The sequence below is a fragment of the Paenarthrobacter nitroguajacolicus genome (assembly GCF_007786235.1).
Lineage (GTDB): Bacteria > Actinomycetota > Actinomycetes > Actinomycetales > Micrococcaceae > Arthrobacter > Arthrobacter nitroguajacolicus_A.
Window position 1 is genome coordinate 353,356 of record NZ_VNFK01000003.1, and the last position, 19,526, is coordinate 372,881.

Here is a 19,526-nt window from a genome sequence, read left to right on the forward strand (position 1 = left end):
TGCAACCCTCTTTCGGTGTCTGGGCATGGATTTAGCTGATCAGAGCCTATGCCAGGGAGGGGGTCTGAGGAATAGTCAGCTGCACACAGACGCACCCCTCCCTTAGTGCGCTTGCCCAGCGACGGGTTAGGCTTTTAAGCATGGCAATGTCCCTCGCTTCGCTCGTCGCTGTCCCCTCCCTGAAACTCCGCCAAGCCGGCCTTGCAGAGACCACGCTGAACCAGGACATCAGCTGGGTTGCGGTAACGGAGCTGGAAGACCCGCAGCGTTTCCTGAGCGGCGGAGAATTGGTCCTCACCACCGGCCTGCGCCTCAAGAGCGCTGCCGATCAGCGGCGCTTCGTCCGCCAGGCCCAGCGCGCAGGTGCCGTGGGAATCGGCTTCGGCATTGGGCTGACCCACGAGTCCGTCCCGGATGCGCTCATCGCAGAGGCCAACCGCTGGGGTTTGCCGCTGGTGGAGGTGCCGTACGAGATCCCGTTCATCGCCATCGGCAAGCTCGTTGCCGAATCGCACTCCGCGGACCACTACTCCAATCTGGAACGCCTCCTTGCCGGGCACCAGATCCTGGCCCGCTCGCTGCTCACCGGCGGCGGACTCAACGAACTCCTCAAGCAACTCGGCAGCATGCTCCGCACGGACGTTGTACTCACCCAGTTCAGCGCGCAGCTCTACAACAGCGTGGTGGGGAAGCCGGCCCCGACGGCGGACGGCTGGGCTTCGTATCCGATTCCCACCGGCCGCAGGGACGCCTGCACGCTGTGGCTGCGGCAGCCCTTCGTCGACTCCGGGATCGTGAGCTACGCGCAGAACCTCATCAGCGTGGAGCTCAACAACATGGTCAAGCAGCGCCAGGCCCAGCGCGCCATGGCCGGGCAGGTCCTGGATGACGTCATCCACGGCACCTTGGAAACCATCGAGGCAGCCCGTCGCTTGGCAGGTGTCGGGATCAACAGCACAAGGAAAAACGTTGTGCTGGTTGCCGAATCCACGGCACACCACAAACAGCTCATCAGCATCTCCCTGCCCCAGGCGCTGGAAGGCGGCGTCAGCGCCGTCGTCGGGAAGGACCTGGTGACGGTCATCAATGACGACGGCAGTTCGGCCACCGCCTTGGCCAAGAGCCTGAGCGACCACCTGCAGGAGGCCGGCATCCATGCGCTGATAGGGATCGGGGGCGCCTACACGAAGCCGAACGGCCTGCGGTGGAGCTACTTTGAAGCGCGCGACGCCGTGGCGCACGGCTTGCCGGTGAACGAGCCGGAACGCCTGAGCCTGACGTCCCTGCTGCTCGCCAGCGAGGATGTTCCCCTGGCCGACATGGCCAGTGAATCGCTGACGCCGCTGCGGAAGTTCGACGCCGCCCATGGAGCCGAACTGGTGGCCACGCTGGAAAGCTACCTGAACCACAACGGCTCAGTAGCCGCCGTCGCCGAAGCCCTCACCCTGCACCGCAACACTGTGCGGTATCGCTTGGCTCAGATCACCGAACTGACGGGCTACGACCCTTCGCAGACGCAGGACCGGGTGCAGTTGTGGCTCGCCCTGGCCGTGCAGCGCTTGGGGTCCAGAAACCCCCGCTAGGCACCCGGCGGAGAGGTTCGCCACAAAAGTCTAGACATTAGACGTCAAACGTCTAACCTTTAGATATGGCGACGACTTCTCTTACGACAACGACAGGAAACATCCCTCTGGTCTCCCCCGCGCAGGCGGCCCCTAAGACGCGCGTCGTCGCCGTCGTCGGCATTATTGCCGTGGTGCTCATTGGCCTGAACCTCCGCGCCGGTATTACCAGCGCTGCGGCACTGTTCCACGAACTGCAGCAGGTGCTGGGCTATGGCGCCTTGGTGGCCTCGATTCTGCCCTCCATCCCGCTGCTGTGCTTCGCAGTTGCAGGCATGGGGACTTCCTGGTTGACCCGGCGCGTCGGCGTCGAGAAGGCCATCGCCATCGCTTTGGCATTGCTCGCCGCAGGCCTGCTGGTCCGTGGCGTGCCGGTAACCGGCGCGCTGCTCGGCGGCACGGTCCTGGCGATGTCCGGCCTGGCTGTGTGCAACGTGGCCATGCCGTCGTTCATCCGCGAGCACTACTCCGAGCGCACGTCCATGATGACCGGCCTCTACACCTTCACCATGTCCGGCGGCGCCACCTTCGCCGCGGCAGTCAGCGTACCCTTGGCCCAGCAGCTCGGCTCGCCGTCCATGGGCTTGGCCGCATGGGGCTTGCTGGGCGTCGCGGCGCTCCTCGGCTTCCTGCCGGTGGTCCTCCACACCCACCGGAACTCCACCAAGACCGACCGCCCGCGCGTCTCCATGTGGCCGCTGCTCCGCACCCGACTCGGCATCCTGATCACCGCCATCTTCACGTTCCAGGCGTTCCTGGCCTATGCCGTGATGAGCTGGTTCGCCTACATCTTGACCTCCCAAGGCCTCAGCGCTTCCGAGAGCGGACTGCAGTTCGGCGTCATGCAGTTGGTCTCCGTAGCCGCCGGCATGATCCTGCTCGCCTTCGGCTCGCGGCCCGGCATGCTCCGCCCGGCCCTCTACCTCGCCAGCAGCTCCACCTTGCTGGCCATCGCGGCCATGATCTGGCTGCCGACCTCACTTGCGGTGATCCCCGCCGTGCTCTTTGGATTCGGCCTGGGCATCTTCCCGTTGGTTCTGGTGATCATCAGCCGCAGTGGACGCTCGACGGCGGAAACCACCGCACTCTCCACCATCGCCCAATCGCTGGGATACTTGATTGCGGCAATTGGTCCCTTTGGCATGGGCCTGCTCCACAGCGCCACGGGCGGCTGGGTGCTGCCCCTGAGCCTGCTGTCCATCGTGGCGGTGGCACTCATGGTTACCTGCCACATGCTCACCAGCAAGCGCACTGCCACCAAGACCGGACCGAGGACAGCATGACCCTGACGCCTTCGCATCGCCCGGCACTGGCCGAGGAGATCACCGCCAAGTTGCGGGACATGATCAAGTCCGGCGAGTGGCCGCTCCAGGAACGCATCCCTGCCGAACCGGAACTCATGGCGACACTGGGCGTTTCGCGGGGAACCCTGCGCGAGGCGATCAAAGCACTGGCGCACTCGGGCATGCTGGAGGTCCGCCGCGGTGACGGCACGTATGTCCGGGCCAACAGCGAGATGTCCGGCGCAGCCCAGCGCATGTACTTGGAGCACACGCAGGAACACATTGTGGAAGTCCGGCTCGGCTTGGATACGCAGGCAGCGCGCCTGGCCACCAAGCATGCCACCGCCGAGGACCTGGCCGAGATGCGCCGACTCCTCGCGCTCCGCCATGATGCCTGGCAGGCCGAGGACTACCCCACCTGGGCCAGCGCCGATTGGGAGTTCCACGAGCGCGTTGCCCTGGCCTCCGGGAATCCGCTGCTGCACCAGCTGTACGTCTCCTTTGGCGGCGTCTTCCACAACGACCTCCTTCGGCAGCAACGCAAGGGCGGCTTCAACGGCATCCCGCGCGAAGGCCACGACGAACTGGTTGATGCCCTGGAGGCCCACGATCCCGATGCAGCCGTCCAGAGCGTGTACCGGAATCTTGATTACTGCTCGGACTCAGCCCCGCGGTAACTCTCGGCTTGCTAAGACGTTGCAAGTCCGCTTTTCCGTTGTTGCCCAACCACGGTTTAGCGGGGCGGCAACGCGTTACGGCATCTTCTCAATCCCTGCCCCGATCGCGTCCCGGAACCTGGCATTGATCAGCACAACATCACGCCCGGCCCTGTCCAGCAGGCTGGCGGCAACACTCGCCCTGTAACCCGTTGCACAGTGCACCCAGATCCTCGCGTCCGGCAGCTCAGTGATTCTGCCGGGGAGTTCGTACACCGGCACATTCAGCGCACCCACCACATGCGAGGCCTTGTATTCTTCCGGCCGGCGAACATCCAGCACCACATCCTCAGGCACCCGGCCCTTGAGGAGTGCAGCCCAGTCACCGTGTGGATAGCTTGCTTGCGGCAATTGTGGCGCCAGGGCTCCCGGTTGAGGCCCGACGGCGGCATCCGGACTATCGATGCCGATCCTCGCCAAGTCACGGATCGCCTTTTCAACCTCAACCACAGGTCCCAGCAACGTGAGCGGCTGGTTCCACGGGATCACCCAGCCGAGGTAACTGGTGAAGTTGTCGCCCTTCCCGTACTCGAAGCTCACGCTGCCTTGCAGATGGCCATCCGCGAAGGCCACGCGATGCCGCAGATCCACCACCCACTCCCCTGCCTTCAAGCGCCGGCCCAGTTCTTCAGGGTCCACAGAGTCCGGAACCTCGAGCTTCGCCGCATCCGGACCGGCCGCATTGAGCGGACTCATGTGGGCGTAATACGCGGGATAGGCCGTGATGTTTTCCAGCAACTGCGAAACGAAGTGGTCCTCGTTTGCATCCGTCAGGGCGTGGTTGGATTCGGCTTGCTCACCGATCGTTGATGATTCCTGGTGGCTCGCAGGGCCGATTGAACAGAACGATCCGAAGCCGTGGGTCGGGTAGAGTGCCGCGTCGGGAGGTGCCGACTCCACCAGGCGCCGAACCGACGAGTATTGCTCGTGGGCCAACCGGGCGGTGTCCTGCGGCGAGACCAGGTCCGTCCGTCCAACCGAACCGTAGAGCAAGCTGCCGCCGGAAAACACAGCCTCAGGGCCGCCGTCGTGCCTGTCATCCCGCACCACGTACGAGAGGTGCGTGTGCGTGTGCCCGGGAGTCGCCAACACCGTCACGGTGAGCCGGCCAACGTGGACAACCTGGCCATCGGTGACGGGGACGCGGGCAAATGACACCTCATCGGCGCCGTTCACCAAGTAGTCGGCACTGTGTTTCTCGGCAAGGACCAGACCGCCGGTGACGTAGTCGTTGTGCAGGTGGGTTTCGGCCACGTGCGTGATGCGGACTCCTGCCTCCCGCGCCGCCGTTTCCATCCGGTCAATGTCCCGTTGGGGGTCGATCACCAACGCAACACTGCCGTCGTGCACCAGGTAGCTTCGGTCCCCCAGCTGGGGAGTTTCGATGACCACGACGTCCATGATTCAGGGTACCGCCGAAGGTTAACCCCTTAAAAGCAGCGGCGGGGCCACACCCACGTGAAGTGCGTGACCCCGCCTGCCATTACAGAAGCTAGACCTGCGCGGCTACACCATCACGGGAGATGGTGACCATGTCCTCGCGCGGTACAACCTTGATGCGCTCACGCTTGACCTCAACACCGTGGGAGGTGCCGGCCTCGGTGGCTGCTGCGCCGAGGGCGAGTTCGTGGGCGTCCAGCGCCAACCAGCCTTCCCAGCTGGTGAACTTCACGCCGCGGGAATCAAGAAGATCCACCACTGCGTCAGCTGCGGGAACCTCGGCTACCGGCAGGTTCTGGCGGTCTTCCAGGAGGTACGTGACGGTTTCCAGGGCATCGCCCTTGGTGTGGCCAATAAGGCCAACCGGACCACGCTTGATCCAGCCCGTTGCGTAGAGGCCCGGAACGTGCTGGCCGTCGGCGTCCAGGACGCGACCGCCGTCGTTGGTGACGACACCCTTCTTGTGGTCGAACTCGACGTCCGGCAGGGCCGAACCGAAGTAGCCGATGGCGCGGTACACGGCCTGGACCGGGTAGTCGATGAACTCGCCGGTGCCTCGGGCGTTGCCCGTGCCATCCAGTTCAGTGCGTTCGAACTTGATGCCCGCAACCTTGCCCGGGGTTTCTGCGGAGTCCACGATCTCCACCGGGCTGTGCAGGAAGTGCAGGTGCAGGCGACGGGAAGCCTTGAGCTCGGAAAGGTCCTCGGGCTGCTCGGCAATCCAGTTGGTGAGCGTGCCAACCATGGTCTTGATCTGGTTGTTCGTCTGGACCTGGCGGTCGGACTCTTCGTCGAATTCGAAGTCCTCGGCGTAGAGGATGATGTCCACGTCCTTGGAGTGCGAGAGTTCGCGGAGTTCCAGCGGGGTGAACTTCACCTGGGCCGGGCCACGACGCCCAAAGACGTGCACGTCTGTGACCGGCGAGCTCTTCAGGCCGGCGTACACGTTGTCCGGGATCTCCGTGACCAGCAGGTCATCGGCGTGCTTGGACAGGACGCGGGCCACGTCCAAGGCCACGTTGCCGTTGCCGAGGACAGCGATTTCGGTGGCTTCCAGCGGCCATTCACGGGGAACGTCCGGGTGTCCGTCGAACCAGGAGACGAAGTCGGCGCCGCCGAAGGAACCTTCAAGTTCGATGCCGGGGATGTTCAGGTCCGCGTCCTTGATGGCACCCGTGGCGAAGATGATGGCGTCGTAGTGCTTGCGGAGGTCCTCGATGGAGATGTCCGTGCCGTAGTCGACGTTGCCGAAGAAGCGGATGTCGCCGCGGTCCAGGACCTTGTGCAGGGCGTTGACGATGCCCTTGATGCGGGGGTGGTCCGGAGCAACGCCGTAGCGAATGAGGCCATACGGTGCCGGGTAGCGGTCAAAGAGGTCGATGCTGACGGTAAGTTCGCCGCTCTTGACGGCCTCGCTCTTGGTCAGGATGTCCGCTGCGTACACGCCGGCCGGGCCAGAGCCGATGACGGCGACGCGAAGCGGACGGTCCGCAGAACCTACGGGGGTGCTAATTGACACGGCTGTGTTCCTTCTTTTCTCAGTTACTGCGGACGCGGGGACGATTGGGGGTGATGGTGCTGTAGTCAGCGGTCTTGAAATGCTGCGGCGCGAAGGGGCTGACACGGACGACGTCGCCGATCACGATGACCGCTGGATTGGCCACGCCGACGGCTTCCGCCTGGTCCGCAATGGTCCCCAACGTACCGATGGTGACGCGCTGTTCCGGCAAATACCCGTTCTCTACGATACCTACTGGTGTGTTCAAAGGCAGACCCGAGCCGGCCAGCGCAGCAGCGGAATCGCGCAATTGCGCCACTCCCATGAGCAACACCACAGTGTGGTCGGGGCGTGCGGGGACCTCGGACAGCTCTTCATGGCCGGTCACCACGCTGAAGCCCTTGGCCAGGCCGCGGTGCGTCACGGGGATGCCGGCAGCGGCCGGAACCGAAATAGCTGATGTCACGCCGGACACCACTTCAACTTCGACGCCGTTCTGCCGGCAGAATTCTGCTTCCTCGCCGCCGCGTCCCAGGACGTAGGGGTCGCCGCCTTTGAGGCGGACCACGCGGTTGCCCTTGAGTGCTTCGTCCACGAGGATGCGGTTGATCTCGAGCTGCGGGACCGGGTGGTGCCCGGGTGTCTTGCCCACCTCGATGACGCGGACGTCCGGGGCCAGTTCCTTGAGCAGCTCACGCGGGCCAAGACGGTCTGCAACAACGACGTCGGCCTGGCCCAGCAGGCGCCTGCCGCGGACGGTGATGAGTCCCGAGTCGCCCGGACCGCCACCGACCAGAGCCACGGAACCAGCCGGAGTCTTTCCAGCTGCGTCCGGCTTGCGGTGGCGTCGCAGCGGAAGGTCACCCGTTTCAAGTGCGGTGGCAACGGCGTTGCGAAGGGCCATGGCACGGCGCGGGTCTCCCCCGGCGTTGATGGCGATCTTGACGTCGTCCACTACGGCGACGGCGGGTGTCCACGCGGCTGATGCTTCGTGGTCCGAGGCATTGACGCACCAGAGGCGTTGCGCCTCGGCGTCGGCCGATACCTGGGTGTCCACAGCGGCAGTGCCAGTGGCGGTCTGAACGAACCAGACGCCGTCGAGGTCTGACGTGCGGTACTCGCGCTGCGCCCAGGTGACGAGGCCGGAAGCTGCGAGTCCGCGAAGGGTTTCGGTGGCAACGGGAGCGACCACGGTGACTTTCGCACCGGCGTCGAGCAGTCCCTTGGCACGGCGTTCCGCAACGGGGCCGCCGCCCACCACCAGCACCGGGCGGCCAAGCAGCCGCAGCGCGGTGGGGTAAATGTCCTGTATTGCCATGAAAAAACTGTAGGGCGGCTCCGTAACATGCTTCAAAGGCTCAGAAACACCCGGTAACGCTGGGTAATCCAGCGTCACATATCTCCGCGGTCAGCCCGGAGAAACCCTGTCTTTAAGCGTCAGATAGTAGGCCCGCTGCTCTTTGCCCAAATGCTCAATGGCGTAACGAAGGGTGGTTCTGGGCATGGTGGCCGCGTGTTCATCGAGGAAGGCCAGCAAGCGTTCCCGACTGCTGCGTCCGGCATCGCGGACCCAGCCCCCCACTGCTTTGTTGATGAGGTCTTCTTTGTCATGCAGCAATATTTCGGCGATGGCGAAGGTGTCATCCAGTTGGCCTTCACGGATGAACGCCGATGTCGCCACGATGGCCGTCCGACGCTCCCACATGTTCTCCGAGCGGGCCAGTTCATACAGCGGGTCCCGTGACTTATCCATGAGCCAGCCACCCACCACGCGCCCCGCTCCCAGGTCCACGAGGTCCCAGTTGTTGATGCGGTCATGGCGTCGCAGGTACAGCTCGAACAGCGTGTGGCGGCGCTCTTCGGTGGTCTTCTTCTTCTGGGCTTGGAGCGACATGATCTTCACGGCACCGGCCCGCGCCTCGTGGATGTCTTCATCCAGCAGCTTCTCGATCTCGTCCAAAGGCATGGCCGCGAACTCCTTGGCGAGCGTGAAGACCTCGCCCATGCGGACGCCCATGAAGAAGTCGCCCTCGGCATAGTCACCCTGGCCGGTCTTGAAGTACCGCTGGTACTTGGCTTGTTCGACGTCCGACTGACGGATTCTCAGGCGCTCAAGGAACCCGACGGCGGTGGGCTGGGTTCCCGGCGCCAGTGCTGCAGGCTTTCGGGCCTTGCCCGCTTTGGGGATCTTTCCGGCCTTGGGGGTCATCTCTCCATAATGCGCCTAAAACACGGACCAGCCAGTACGCGTGGTGAATTCGTCCAGCGCGGCCACACCGGCCACCGAGTTACCCGACCTTCCCAGACCAGGGCTCCACACGCTGATGGAGCACTTGTTGGGAACCACGGCCACGATGCCACCGCCGACCCCACTCTTGCCCGGGAGCCCAACTCTGTACGCGAATTCGCCCGCGGCATCATAGGTACCACAGGTGAGCATGACGGCGTTGATTCTCTTGGTCTGCGCCGGAGAGAGCAAGAGTGTCCCGTCTGCCCCCAAGCCGTTGGACGCAAGGAACCGGGTTGCGAGCGCCAGGTCTTCACAGGTCATGGCCAGGGCGCATTGCTTGGCATAGGAGTCCAGGACGTCATCCACTGGATTCTCCAGGTTGCCGCAGCTTGCCAGGAAGTGGGCCAATGAGGCATTGCGGTGCCCCTTGCCCAACTCGGACAACGCAACCCGTTGATCTGTGTCGACCCCTGCGTTGCCTGTTTCGTGGCGCATCAGGTCGCGGACTGCGTGGGCAGCGTTGCCAGTCAGGCTGAGGAGCCTGTCCGTCACCACGATGGCACCGGCGTTGATGAACGGATTCCGGGGAATGCCATCTTCGCTTTCCAACTGGACCAAGGAGTTGAAGGGGTTACCCGAGGGCTCGCGGAACACCCTCTTCCAGATGTGGTCGCCGTCGGAAGCCAGCACCAGGGCGAGGGCGAAGACTTTGGAGATGCTTTGAATGGAGAACTCCACGTGGGCGTCCCCCGCCGAAAATACCTCACCGTCCCGGGTGACCACCGAGATCCCGAATTGATGCGGGTCTACTGCCCCGAGCTGCGGGATGTAATCGGCCACGTTGCCTTGGCCGACGTGCGGTTGAACTGCTCCGACGATGTCTTCCAGGAGGTTCTGAATGTCCACGGGGTAACCTTTGCTTTCTGCGTAGTCCCCTCGCCGTTGAAGGGACCGTCAAGTGCTCGCGCGGTCTTGGCGCAAGAACACACAGCCAGCAACACTACCTGCCTTGCACTCCTTGGTGGGCCTTCCAACCGAAAGCAGGGGCGACGTGCTTGGCGACGTTGCCCAGCAGCTTGGCGTTGTAGTCGACGCCAAGCTGGTTGGGCACTGTGAGCAGGACCGTGTCGGCTGCTTGCACGGCTGCGTCCTTCGCCAGTTCGTCCGCTAATTGATCCGGCTCGCCGATGTAGCTCTTCCCGAAACGCGACAACGCGCCGTCGAGAATTCCCACTTGGTCCTGGCTGTCCGCTTGGGCTCGGAGGCCGAAGTAGTGGTTGTCGACGTCGTCCACGATGGGGATCACGCTGCGGCTCACAGAGATCCTCGGTTCAAAGTCGTGCCCTGCGGCCGCCCAGGCTTCGCGGAACATCTGGATCTGCTCTGCCTGCAGTTCGTCAAAGGGAACACCGGTGTCCTCGGTAAGAAGGGTTGAGCTCATCAGGTTCATTCCCTGCTCAGCAGCCCACACGGCCGTTTTGCGGGTTCCGGCGCCCCACCAGATCCGCTGCGGGAGGCCGGGTGACTGGGGTTGGATGGGCAGCAGACCTGTGGCCCCGCCGGCGTAGTGCGGGTCCGCTTCGGCCACCCCGTGCCCGGCGATGGCCTTGCGGAACAGGGCAGTGTGGCGGCGGGCCATGTCACCGCCGTCCTCACCGTCCTCGGGGACGTAGCCGAAGTTCGCGGCTCCGTTCCGTGCGGGTTCGGGTGAACCACGGCTCACTCCGAGCTGCAACCGTCCATCACTGATGAGGTCCGTGGCTGCTGCTTCCTCGGCCATGTAGAGGCTGTTTTCGTATCTCATATCGATCACGCCGGTGCCCATTTCTATCCGGCTGGTCCGTGCCGCAATAGCACTCAGCAGTGGAAAGGGCGATGCTTGCTGCCGGGCGAAGTGGTGCACGCGGAAGAAGGCTCCGTCGATGCCCAGTTCCTCAGCAGCCACAGCGAGTTCGATCCCCTGTTTCAGGGCTTCCCCAGCCGTTGGCACGAGGGAACCCGGGACACGGGCCCAGTGACCGAAGGAGAGGAAACCGATCCGTTTGTTGTGCATGTTCGGGACAACTCCGCTGGGGCCCGGAGAATTCCACGGACCCCCTCGTCCACCGCTCAGCGCTTTCCGAAAGTGATTCAGAACCTGTCGAGCGCATTAGGTACAGCGGAGCCGCCGGCGTTTTATCTATTTGATGGAGTAAAATGGATTTCGACACGGGGGTTGCCGAACGTCTGATCGGTGCATGTCGAGACGCAGCGCGTACGCTGCAGGATCAACGCGGCGGACGGGAAACGATCTCAACGGCTGCCCTCATGGAATTCCGGGGCGTGTTCGCAGACTGTTTCCGGGAAAACGTTGCCGCTGAACGGGCGGCCCGCTCGGAGCTGGTCCACATGTTGGAAGATGTTGCCCGTCAGGTCCACGAAGCGAAGAGCGCGGCGGAGGTTGAGCAGCGTCGATTGAATGACGTGAGGGAGTGGGCGCTTGCCTCCGGTTGGGCGCCTGCTGGCGGAGGTTTTGCAGTGGACGTGGGGCCGCACCCGTCGATGGAGGAGACTGACCGTCCGGTGGTGAGCGCGGACACTGTGCGGCAGGGGTCTGGGCGAGTGGAAGCACTGCTGGGGCGAGTTCCGCTGATCCAGACACCTTGGACTCCGCAGTGTCAACCTTTTGGATCCAAGACGGCTCAGACCGAAGCGCGGCCAACAGAGTCAGTGCAGCTGTGTCCGAGTTCGAGGACAAGTGCTCCTGGGCGCACTCTAATCTCGACGCTGTCCGTGGCGGGCTGCGACGGTTCTTGGAAGACAATCATCAGGACGCGACCCGGCTTTCCGACGTCGCGTCGACGTTCCGCGCTGCCGGTGGCAGCGGTGACGTCGGGCAGGTAACGGTATCGAACGGCCTTCTGGTGCTTGCCACGGTGCCGACGTCCTTATCGGGTGTGGCTCTGCTGAGCTACTTGTCCACTGCCACCGAGGCTGACGTGAAGGCGTTGGCCACAATGCCCGGATGGCAGCAGACCCTGCAAGGCTTGGACGCATCGAAGATCGGGACTTGGTGGGCGGGCATGAACACGGGAGCCCACCCTGTTGCGGACGAGTCCGGGTTCACGCAGGTGCAGGAACTTCTGTTGGCTACTGCTCCGGCCATGTTCGGCGCTTTGGACGGGATGCCCGCACTGGCCAGGGTCCGGGCGAACCAGTTGAACGCGCCAAGCCTGCTCCGCGCGGCGGAGAAAAACCTGGAAACAGCCCGGAAGTTGTCGGGGATCGGGCAAGCCCACCACGACCCGAACCGAACAAAAATGCTGCAAAATGAGGTGGCATACCTGAAGCAGGTGGAAGCCGGGGACGTACAGCTTTACCTCTATGACCGGGGCCGGTCCGGGATCGTGGAAATGATCGGCACCCCGGGCCCCGACACACGGCACGTGATCACCTACGTCCCAGGAACCTTCACCGGGATGAACATCTTCTACGAAGGCGGCGTACAGCAGGTAGCCAATTACCTCAGCAGCCAGGTGTCAGGGACGGTGGCTTTCGTCTACAAGGATGGGCGGCTCCCGGGAGAGGAGGACAACGCAGGAGGTCCCAACCTGGGGAGAATCGGTGAGGCCAACGATGAGAACCTCGCACGCACCTCGGGGCAGCAACTGGCAAGATTCGAGACTGGGATGCGCACTGACCCCTACCTGAACGGTGCCGAACAAACCGGCATCGGGCACAGCTGGGGCCTGGCAAACGTCACCAGCTCCGAAGTCGCCGGAGCCCGATACGACAAGGTGGTCTCCCTCGCCGGGGCCGGCATGCTCCCGGACTGGAAACCACAGCCAACCACGGAATACTCCAACCTGTACTACTATGATCTGCTCGTCCATGGTCAGGGAATTCCCAACCTCATCACGAATAAAGGGGTGGTGTGGGATGGAAATAACCCCATTCATCGGGATGAATTCGAACAGCACTATTACCGCGGCCCCCACGACGACCAACTTGGGGCGATTAACACCGTCGAAGAAGGGAACATCCTCATGGAAAACCACAACCTCATCGCCTCCACCAATAATGACAACGAAAAAGCACTAGAAGACATGCTAGAAATTGTGACTCGATGAGGGCTCGGAACGGTGCCACGGTGGTGGTGGTGCTGCTGGCATTGCTGATGGGGCTCGCCGGTTGCGCCGGAAACCCAAGCGTGAGTTCGACCGAGTCAACCGTGCCAACTGCCACTGATACACAGGAGGAACCGTTGATAACTGAACTGACCTGGCAGGAAGCCAAAGCCCACACTCAAGCTATGGAACTGGAGATCGCCGCCCTGATCCCAAACAACACCATTGTCTCGATCGATCAGAAGGAGACGGGCATGCTTCTGTCCTGCAACAGCACACACCACAAATGGAAAGGTTCCACGACCATCACGGTCGTTGAAGGAACCAACATCAAGCCGATCGTGAAGGACATCGAAGCCCACTACCGGGCGAAAGGAACGAAAGTATCCGCCGACAGGAATGTCGACGAAGACTATCGAATCCAAATCGATCTGGGAGCCGGGGAGAACTACATCGTCGCAGAAGGCTTGGCCCCAAATGAAATCCGTATCGCCTCAGGATCTGTGTGCTTCACTTTGCCCGAGGGCATCTACCCGGGTGGGGATTTTTAGGTCCTCATGAACAACCACAACCTCATCGACTCAAACAACGAAAATAACATGAAAGCGCTTGAAAACAAGCTTGGAATCGTGACTCGATGAGGGCGCGTCGCGGTGCCATGGCGTTGTTGCTGGTGGCAGGTTCGATCGGGCTCGCCGCTTGCGCCGAGCCACCCAACGGGGGTTCGACAGAGTCAACTGTGCCAACTGCGACTCAAACACAGGAGGAGCCGATGAAAGCTGGACTGACCTGGCAGGAAGCAAAAGCCCACACCCAGGCAATGGAACTGGAGATCACCGCCCTCATTCCAAAAGATGCTGCTGTCTCGATCGATCAAAAGATGAAGGGCGTGCTGCTGTCCTGCAACAAGACACAGCACAATTGGAATGGCTCGACGACGGTCATGGTTGCCGAAGGCACCAAAATCGATCCCATTGTGAAAGACATCGAAGCCCACAACCGGGCGAACGGACTCAAGGTGTCCGTCGATATGGATATAGATGAAAAGCTTCTTATCCAAATTGATCCGCCTGCTCCCGGGGAGAGTTACCTCGTCGGTGGAGGCGTTAAACCTAATGAGATTTGGATCGATTCGGGTTCGCCGTGCTTCACACTGCCCGAGGGCATCTACCCAGGCGGGGATTTCTAGATCCGATGAACAACCACAACCTCATCGCCTCAAACAGTGAAAACAACGAGCAAGTACTCAAAGACATGCTTGGAATTGTGGCTCAATGAGGGCGCGTCGCGGTGCCATGGCGTTGTGGCTGGTGGCAGGTTCGATCGGGCTCGCCGCTTGTGCTGGAAAAACCCCCAACACGGGTTCAATCCAGTCGGCTGTGCCAACGCCTGCTAAAACACAAGAGGAACCGATGAAAGCTGAACTAACCTGGCAGGAAGCTAAAGCCCACGCACAAGCCATACAACTGGAGATCGTCGCGCTGATCCCAAAAGATGCTGTCATCTCGATTGATCAGAAGAAGAAGGGCGCGCTTCTGTCCTGCGACAAGACGCAGCACAACTGGAATGCTTCAATCACGGTCACAGTAGCTGAAGGAACCAAAATCCAGTCGGTCGTGAAGGACATCGAAGCCCACTACCGTGCGAATGGCTTAAATGTGTCCGTAGATAGAAATGTAAACGAAAACTATCGAATCCAAATCGACCCGCCTGCTCCAGGGGAGAGTTACATCGTCTCCGAAGGATTGTCTCCAAACGAAATCCGTATTGCATCAGGATCTGAGTGCTTCACCTTGCCCGAGGGCATCTACCCGGGTGGGGATTTTTAGGTCCTCATGAACAACCGTAACCTCATCTCCTCTAATAGCGAGGACAACGAACAGGCGCTCATGGACATGCTGGGAAGTGCGATTCGATGAGGGTTCGGAGCGGCGCCATGGCGTTGATGCTGGTCGTTTCAATCGGGCTTGCCGGTTGCGCCGGGCCACCCACCGGGAGTTCGACGGAGTCGACTGTGCCAACTGCGGCCAAAACACAGGAGGCAACGATGAATGCTGAGCTGACATGGCAGCAAGCGAAAGCTCATACACAAGCAATGGAACTGGAGATCGCCGCCCTGATCCCAAAAGAAGCTGTTATCTCGATCGATCAGAAGAAGAAGGGCGTGCTCTTGTCCTGCAACAAGACCCAGCACAGCTGGAATGGTTCAACGACAATCACGGTCACCGGAAAAACCAAAATCGAGCCGATCCTGAAAGAAGTCGAAACCCACTATCAAATTGGACAATACGAAGTCGGGAACAGGCTTGATATCAGAGGATCCTGCGAAGTCCAAGTAAGCCCTCACAACACAAGCGATGAAAACTATATTGTCGCCGAAGGGTTAGCCCCACATCAGATTCGCATTGATTCCGGTTCGCCGTGCTTCACATTGCCCGAGGGCATATATCCCGGTGGGGGTTTCTAAAACCGGAGTTCATGGGGATGGTTGGCGTTGTCATGACGCCTGCACATTCGTCAGACAGCCCGGCGATAATGCATCGCCACCGCCCCGTTACTGAGCGGCTCGGCCGAGATCAGTTCAAGGCGCCGGGTGCTGGGCAGTCCGCCCTGGTAAAGGGTGGGTCCGTGGCCTGTGATCATGGGGTGGATGAGGAATTTGTACTCGTCGATCAGGCCCAATCGGTCCAACTCTGTTGCTAGTTTCCCGCTGCCAACAAGCACCCCTTTGGGAGTCCTGTCCTTAAGTTCCTGAACGGCCGTACCCAGTTGGCCAACCAGCCGATGACTGTTGGTCCAGGGGAAGTCGCTCCGCGTTGTGGAAACGACGTACTTGGGTTTTCCCTCCAAGGTGATCGCCCACTCGCGTAGGGCTGGCGGCGCTTCTACTTCGCCGCGGGCAACCAAGGGCCAGTAAACCTCCATCATTTCGTAGGTAGTCCGGCCCCAGAGCATTGCGCCGCTCTGATCCAGGAGACGCGTGAAGTGGGCGTGCGTCTCGTCGTCGGCGATGCCCTCCTGATGGTCCACGCAACCATCGAGCGTGACGTTGATGCTGAACGTTAGAAGGCCCATTCGACGATTCTAGGCCGCGAATCGCAATGGCGCAGCGGAAATTGGAGGAATGCCCAGGGTCAGGAGTACCAACAGGAATGAATCACTCTCAGATACCCTATGGGGGTATACTGTCAGCACTGGAAGTGGACGAAGGTGGTGAAGCATCGTGAGCAAGCAGCTGTCCCCTCAAGCTCCTGCCGCCCGCCTCGGGCGGGCGTCGCTTCTGCTTCTGGTGGCGGCCGTCATGGCGGGCATTTTAGGAATGCACATCATCAGCGGTTCCCATGGGGCAGGTGGATCGCATGGGACTCATGCGGCATCACCTGTAGTGAGCACCTCCTCATCCCACCCTGCGCACGGCTCTTCTCATGAAGTGAGCGGTACCTCGGCTGGCGACGATCACGGCACGGAATTTGGAAGCTGCTCCTGCACTCAGGCTGCCAGTTGCATCCCATCCCTCACATCAGCTTCCCTGAGCGCTCCCCCACCCGACACGACAGGGGAACTCACCCCTGCATCGTGGGAACTGCCCACCATCTTTCCGTCCTGGTCCTACCAACCCCAAGGTCCTACACCCGGGCAACTCTGCATCAGCCGCACGTGAGCACTGGATGGTCCGGTAACAGCCGGGACTGTACATCCATTCACCACCTGCTCACCACCGGGCGGCTGACTATCACCGCCGCCCGAAATGCAAAGGACTTTTACTCATGAACAGAACTCACTTCACTGTGACCGGAGCGGCTCTCGCAGGTCTGCTTACCCTGGCTGGTTGCGCTTCCAACCCCGGCTCCGGTTCCATGCCGGGCATGGACCATGGAAGTTCCGGCACCTCCATCAGCCCCTCTGCGAGCAGCAGCGACGCCGGGCACAACGCAGCGGACACCATATTCGCCCAAATGATGATCCCCCATCACTCTCAAGCAGTGGAGATGTCCGACGCCATGCTGGCGAAGGCTGACATCCCGCCCGCAGTGACTGCCTTGGCAGTGAAGATCAAAGACGCGCAGGCACCCGAAATAGAGAAGATGACGGGTTGGCTGACGAGCTGGGACGTGCCTGTCATGGGATCCTCCGGGCATGGCGGCCACGGCATGGACGGCATGCTGAGCGAGGCGGACCTGCAGAAGCTCAGGGATGTCCAGGGTGTGGAAGCGGCCAAGCTCTTCCTGACGCAGATGATCGCGCATCACGAAGGTGCTGTGACCATGGCCAAAACCGAAATAGCCCAAGGCAAGAACCCTGAGGCTGTCCAGCTAGGCAAGGACATCGTCACGGCGCAGGAAGCAGAGATTCGGGAAATGCGGGATCTGCTGACCGGACTCTAACCTCACCGTCTGGTGACGCAAGGGCTCGACGGCGGGAGGTCGCCGTCGAGCCCTTGCGCGCGGTCCGGAAGTCGACGTTATGCAGCGGTCGATGCGAAGGGCCGAGGACACTGACGATCTTCCAGCCTTCCCCGGATTTTGCCAGTTCAACGGTTTGGTCGTAGACGTACCCCTCGCCGGGGCCCTGCATGCCCCCCACAGGACCGTGTGCCAGCTGTGTCTGCTCAGAGATCTCCACGTTGGCGCCGGTATTAGTGGCGAGTTTTTGTACACGTAATGCCCTTAAGAAGCACTCTTAAGGGCATTACGTGTACAAAATCTCCGAAGGGTTAGCGGCTGCTGCCTGCCAACAAGCCCCGGCGCTGCAGCAGTCGCTTCTCGATCGGCCCGAATACCAGGAGCTCGATCAGGATGCCCACGAACAGGATCAGCAGGATCGCGGACATCACAATGGTCATGTCGGACAGGAGACGGCCCTGATCCAGCAACGAGCCCAGCCCGAACCCGATCGTGCCGCCTACTGCGATGATTTCGGCGGCCATGAGGGAGCGCCACGAGAAAGCCCATCCCTGCTTCAAACCGCCGATGTATCCGGGGAGGGCTGCGGGGAGGACGATCTGCAGCGCCATCTGGAGCCGGTTCGCACCGAGGACCGTGCCCACGCTGCGGTACTGCGGCGGAATCTGGTCCACACCGGAAATGAGCCCGTTGATGATGGACGGAATAGCGCCCATGAACACCACGAAGTAGACGGTGGCGTCGGTCAGACCGAACCAGATGATGGCGGCAGGAACCCATGCCACGGACGGCAAAACCTGCAAGCCGGAAATGAGCGGCCCGAACGCGCGGCGCAAGGGAGCTACCTGAGCCAGGATCAACCCCACGGGAGTAGCGATGACCACGGAGATCAGGAAGCCGATCACACCACGCTGCAGCGAAGTCCACACCGCTTCCTGGACCTTGCCTTCGCCCCACATGGTCACGAACTGAGTGAGCACGTCGAGTGGTCCAGGCACGAGGTCGCGCCGTTTGAATTCGAGCGAAACGTAGAACTGCCACGCGAGGATCAGGACCACCAGTGCGGCAACGGGTAGCAACACCCGCTTCCATTCGATGCCGGCCTTGCGGCCCGTATCTGACTGGAGGTTGTCCAGGCCCGCTTCAAGGTCCCGGAGCTCCGAGGCGTTGCCCTTCAGCGACGGCGAGGTGATGTGCTCTTTGGATTCAGTCACGGGAAGGGTCCGCTCTTCGGTGGTGATGGGGTTACTTGGCATGGCGGCGGATCTCCTCGCGAAGACGGCGGGTGATGACACCGGTCAACTCCCCAGCACGACCAGCATCGGTACGGTGTTCCTCGGTGACTTCCCATTCGGCAACAACCCGGCCGGGACGCGAGGACAAAAGCAGCACTCGCTGGCCCAGTCGCACGGCCTCGCGTACGTTGTGGGTCACGAACACGATGGTCCGGCCCGTTTCCTTCCAGATCCGCTCAAGCTCGTCATGAAGTAGGTCGCGGGTAATGGCGTCGAGTGCCGCGAACGGCTCATCCATCAGCAGGAGCTGACGATCCTGTGCCAAGGAGCGGGCCAAGGCCACGCGCTGCCGCATGCCGCCGGACAGTTCGTGGGGACGCTTATCCCCCGCGCCACCTAGGTGGACCAGTTCCAACAGTTCGCTGGCACGTTCACGCCGGCCGGCCTTGGTGCTGGTCTTGTCAGCCAACTGCAGGGCGAGTTCGATGTTGCCGCGCGCGGTCAGCCAAGGGAACAGGGATGCGTCCTGGAACATGAAGGCGGCACCGTCGCTTGGTACTTCAAGAGCGCCCGACGTCGGCTTTTCCAGTCCCGCCATGATGTTCAGCAGGGTGGACTTACCGCAGCCCGACGCACCGAGGAGGGCGACGAACTCGCCTTGCGCGATGGTGGCGTTGACGTCGTCCAGCACCGGGGCGCCGTCGCCGAAGCGCTTGCCCAGGTTCTCGAGTACGACTGGCATGGTCCCGTCCTTCGTGTTGATTGGTAGAGCTGATGTGGCTAAAGGCCGGTCCGCTCCCCGCGCGAATCGCAAGGGAAGCGGACCAGCCTGTTCTTGCTTAGTCTTGGCCGAGTCCTGCAGCTGAGGTCTTCTTGCCTTCAACCTCGTTCAAGGTTCGGAGGTCGAAGATGCCGCTGATGTCGGCCTTCTGGGTGGTTCCGGCTTTGACGCCGTCTTCCAGCAGTTTGTTGTACGTTCCTGCCAACGGGTCG

At 61.9% G+C, this 19,526-nt stretch carries 18 protein-coding genes and 1 pseudogene; 9 read left to right on the forward strand and 10 right to left on the reverse strand.

Annotated elements, in window-relative coordinates; all coding sequences use genetic code 11:
* Window positions 1-140 precede the first annotated feature (140 nt).
* The 3 genes from FQP90_RS05625 to FQP90_RS05635 all read left to right on the forward strand — a co-directional run bounded on the left by FQP90_RS05625 (window position 141) and on the right by FQP90_RS05635 (window position 3,582).
* Complete coding sequence (locus FQP90_RS05625; protein WP_144648698.1) at window positions 141-1,583, forward strand: PucR family transcriptional regulator; 1,443 nt, start codon at window positions 141-143, stop codon at window positions 1,581-1,583.
* A gap of 65 nt (window positions 1,584-1,648) precedes the next feature.
* Window positions 1,649-2,905 (forward strand): MFS transporter, encoded by a 1,257-nt coding sequence (locus FQP90_RS05630; RefSeq protein WP_144648699.1) that lies wholly within the window; start codon window positions 1,649-1,651, stop codon window positions 2,903-2,905.
* The gene (locus FQP90_RS05635) at window positions 2,902-3,582 is read left to right on the forward strand and encodes a FadR/GntR family transcriptional regulator (protein WP_144648700.1); all 681 of its coding nucleotides are present in this window, start codon (window positions 2,902-2,904) and stop codon (window positions 3,580-3,582) included. The genes FQP90_RS05630 and FQP90_RS05635 overlap by 4 nt, the downstream gene beginning before the upstream one ends.
* Window positions 3,583-3,657: 75 nt before the next feature.
* Here FQP90_RS05635 and FQP90_RS05640 read toward each other — a convergent pair whose 3' ends face one another.
* From FQP90_RS05640 to FQP90_RS05665, 6 genes are all read right to left on the reverse strand, one after another.
* Complete coding sequence (locus FQP90_RS05640; RefSeq protein WP_144648701.1) at window positions 3,658-5,022, reverse strand: MBL fold metallo-hydrolase; 1,365 nt, start codon at window positions 5,020-5,022, stop codon at window positions 3,658-3,660.
* 91 nt (window positions 5,023-5,113) lie between these two features.
* Entirely contained in the window at window positions 5,114-6,580 is a 1,467-nt protein-coding gene (locus FQP90_RS05645) for an FAD-dependent oxidoreductase (RefSeq protein ID WP_144648702.1), read from the reverse strand.
* Window positions 6,581-6,599: 19 nt separating this feature from the next.
* Entirely contained in the window at window positions 6,600-7,877 is a 1,278-nt protein-coding gene (cobA, locus tag FQP90_RS05650; protein WP_144648703.1) for a uroporphyrinogen-III C-methyltransferase, read from the reverse strand.
* Between the two features lie 90 nt (window positions 7,878-7,967).
* The gene (locus FQP90_RS05655; protein WP_208759946.1) at window positions 7,968-8,768 is read right to left on the reverse strand and encodes a DNA alkylation repair protein; all 801 of its coding nucleotides are present in this window, start codon (window positions 8,766-8,768) and stop codon (window positions 7,968-7,970) included.
* A gap of 15 nt (window positions 8,769-8,783) precedes the next feature.
* Window positions 8,784-9,695 carry a glutaminase gene (locus tag FQP90_RS05660; RefSeq protein WP_144648704.1) on the reverse strand — a complete coding sequence of 304 codons (912 nt, stop codon included), beginning with the start codon at window positions 9,693-9,695 and terminating at the stop codon, window positions 8,784-8,786.
* Between the two features lie 94 nt (window positions 9,696-9,789).
* Window positions 9,790-10,842 carry an LLM class flavin-dependent oxidoreductase gene (locus tag FQP90_RS05665; protein ID WP_144648705.1) on the reverse strand — a complete coding sequence of 351 codons (1,053 nt, stop codon included), beginning with the start codon at window positions 10,840-10,842 and terminating at the stop codon, window positions 9,790-9,792.
* Between the two features lie 664 nt (window positions 10,843-11,506).
* Between FQP90_RS05665 and FQP90_RS05670 the strand changes: the two genes are divergently transcribed.
* From FQP90_RS05670 to FQP90_RS05690, 5 genes are all read left to right on the forward strand, one after another.
* A complete protein-coding gene (locus FQP90_RS05670) occupies window positions 11,507-12,898 on the forward strand; it encodes a hypothetical protein (protein ID WP_144648706.1) in 1,392 nt (463 codons plus the stop codon).
* Window positions 12,899-12,918: 20 nt separating this feature from the next.
* The gene (locus FQP90_RS05675) at window positions 12,919-13,446 is read left to right on the forward strand and encodes a hypothetical protein (protein WP_144648707.1); all 528 of its coding nucleotides are present in this window, start codon (window positions 12,919-12,921) and stop codon (window positions 13,444-13,446) included.
* 221 nt (window positions 13,447-13,667) lie between these two features.
* On the forward strand, window positions 13,668-14,084 hold the full coding sequence (locus FQP90_RS05680) for a hypothetical protein (protein WP_144648708.1): 417 nt from the start codon (window positions 13,668-13,670) through the stop codon (window positions 14,082-14,084).
* Between the two features lie 85 nt (window positions 14,085-14,169).
* Window positions 14,170-14,724, forward strand: a complete 555-nt coding sequence (locus tag FQP90_RS05685; RefSeq protein WP_144648709.1) for a hypothetical protein — start codon at window positions 14,170-14,172, stop codon at window positions 14,722-14,724.
* A 107-nt stretch (window positions 14,725-14,831) separates the two neighbouring features.
* Window positions 14,832-15,362: a hypothetical protein gene (locus tag FQP90_RS05690; protein WP_144648710.1), complete on the forward strand. Its 531-nt coding sequence runs from the start codon at window positions 14,832-14,834 to the stop codon at window positions 15,360-15,362.
* A gap of 50 nt (window positions 15,363-15,412) precedes the next feature.
* Here FQP90_RS05690 and FQP90_RS05695 read toward each other — a convergent pair whose 3' ends face one another.
* Entirely contained in the window at window positions 15,413-15,970 is a 558-nt protein-coding gene (locus tag FQP90_RS05695; protein ID WP_144648711.1) for a dihydrofolate reductase family protein, read from the reverse strand.
* Window positions 15,971-16,662: 692 nt separating this feature from the next.
* On the opposite strand from FQP90_RS05695, the gene FQP90_RS05700 reads away from it, so the two are divergent.
* Window positions 16,663-17,280: a DUF305 domain-containing protein gene (locus FQP90_RS05700; protein WP_144648712.1), complete on the forward strand. Its 618-nt coding sequence runs from the start codon at window positions 16,663-16,665 to the stop codon at window positions 17,278-17,280.
* Between the two features lie 329 nt (window positions 17,281-17,609).
* On the opposite strand, the gene FQP90_RS05705 is transcribed toward FQP90_RS05700, so the two are convergent.
* The 3 genes and pseudogenes from FQP90_RS05705 to FQP90_RS23565 form a co-directional block, all read right to left on the reverse strand.
* A complete protein-coding gene (locus tag FQP90_RS05705; RefSeq protein WP_144648713.1) occupies window positions 17,610-18,554 on the reverse strand; it encodes an ABC transporter permease in 945 nt (314 codons plus the stop codon).
* Window positions 18,544-19,275, reverse strand: coding sequence for an ABC transporter ATP-binding protein (locus FQP90_RS05710; protein WP_144648714.1), 732 nt, complete (start codon window positions 19,273-19,275; stop codon window positions 18,544-18,546). Before FQP90_RS05710 ends, FQP90_RS05705 begins: the two co-directional genes overlap by 11 nt.
* 97 nt (window positions 19,276-19,372) lie before the next feature.
* Window positions 19,373-19,526 (reverse strand): annotated as a pseudogene (locus tag FQP90_RS23565) (sulfonate ABC transporter substrate-binding protein); the annotation flags it as partial.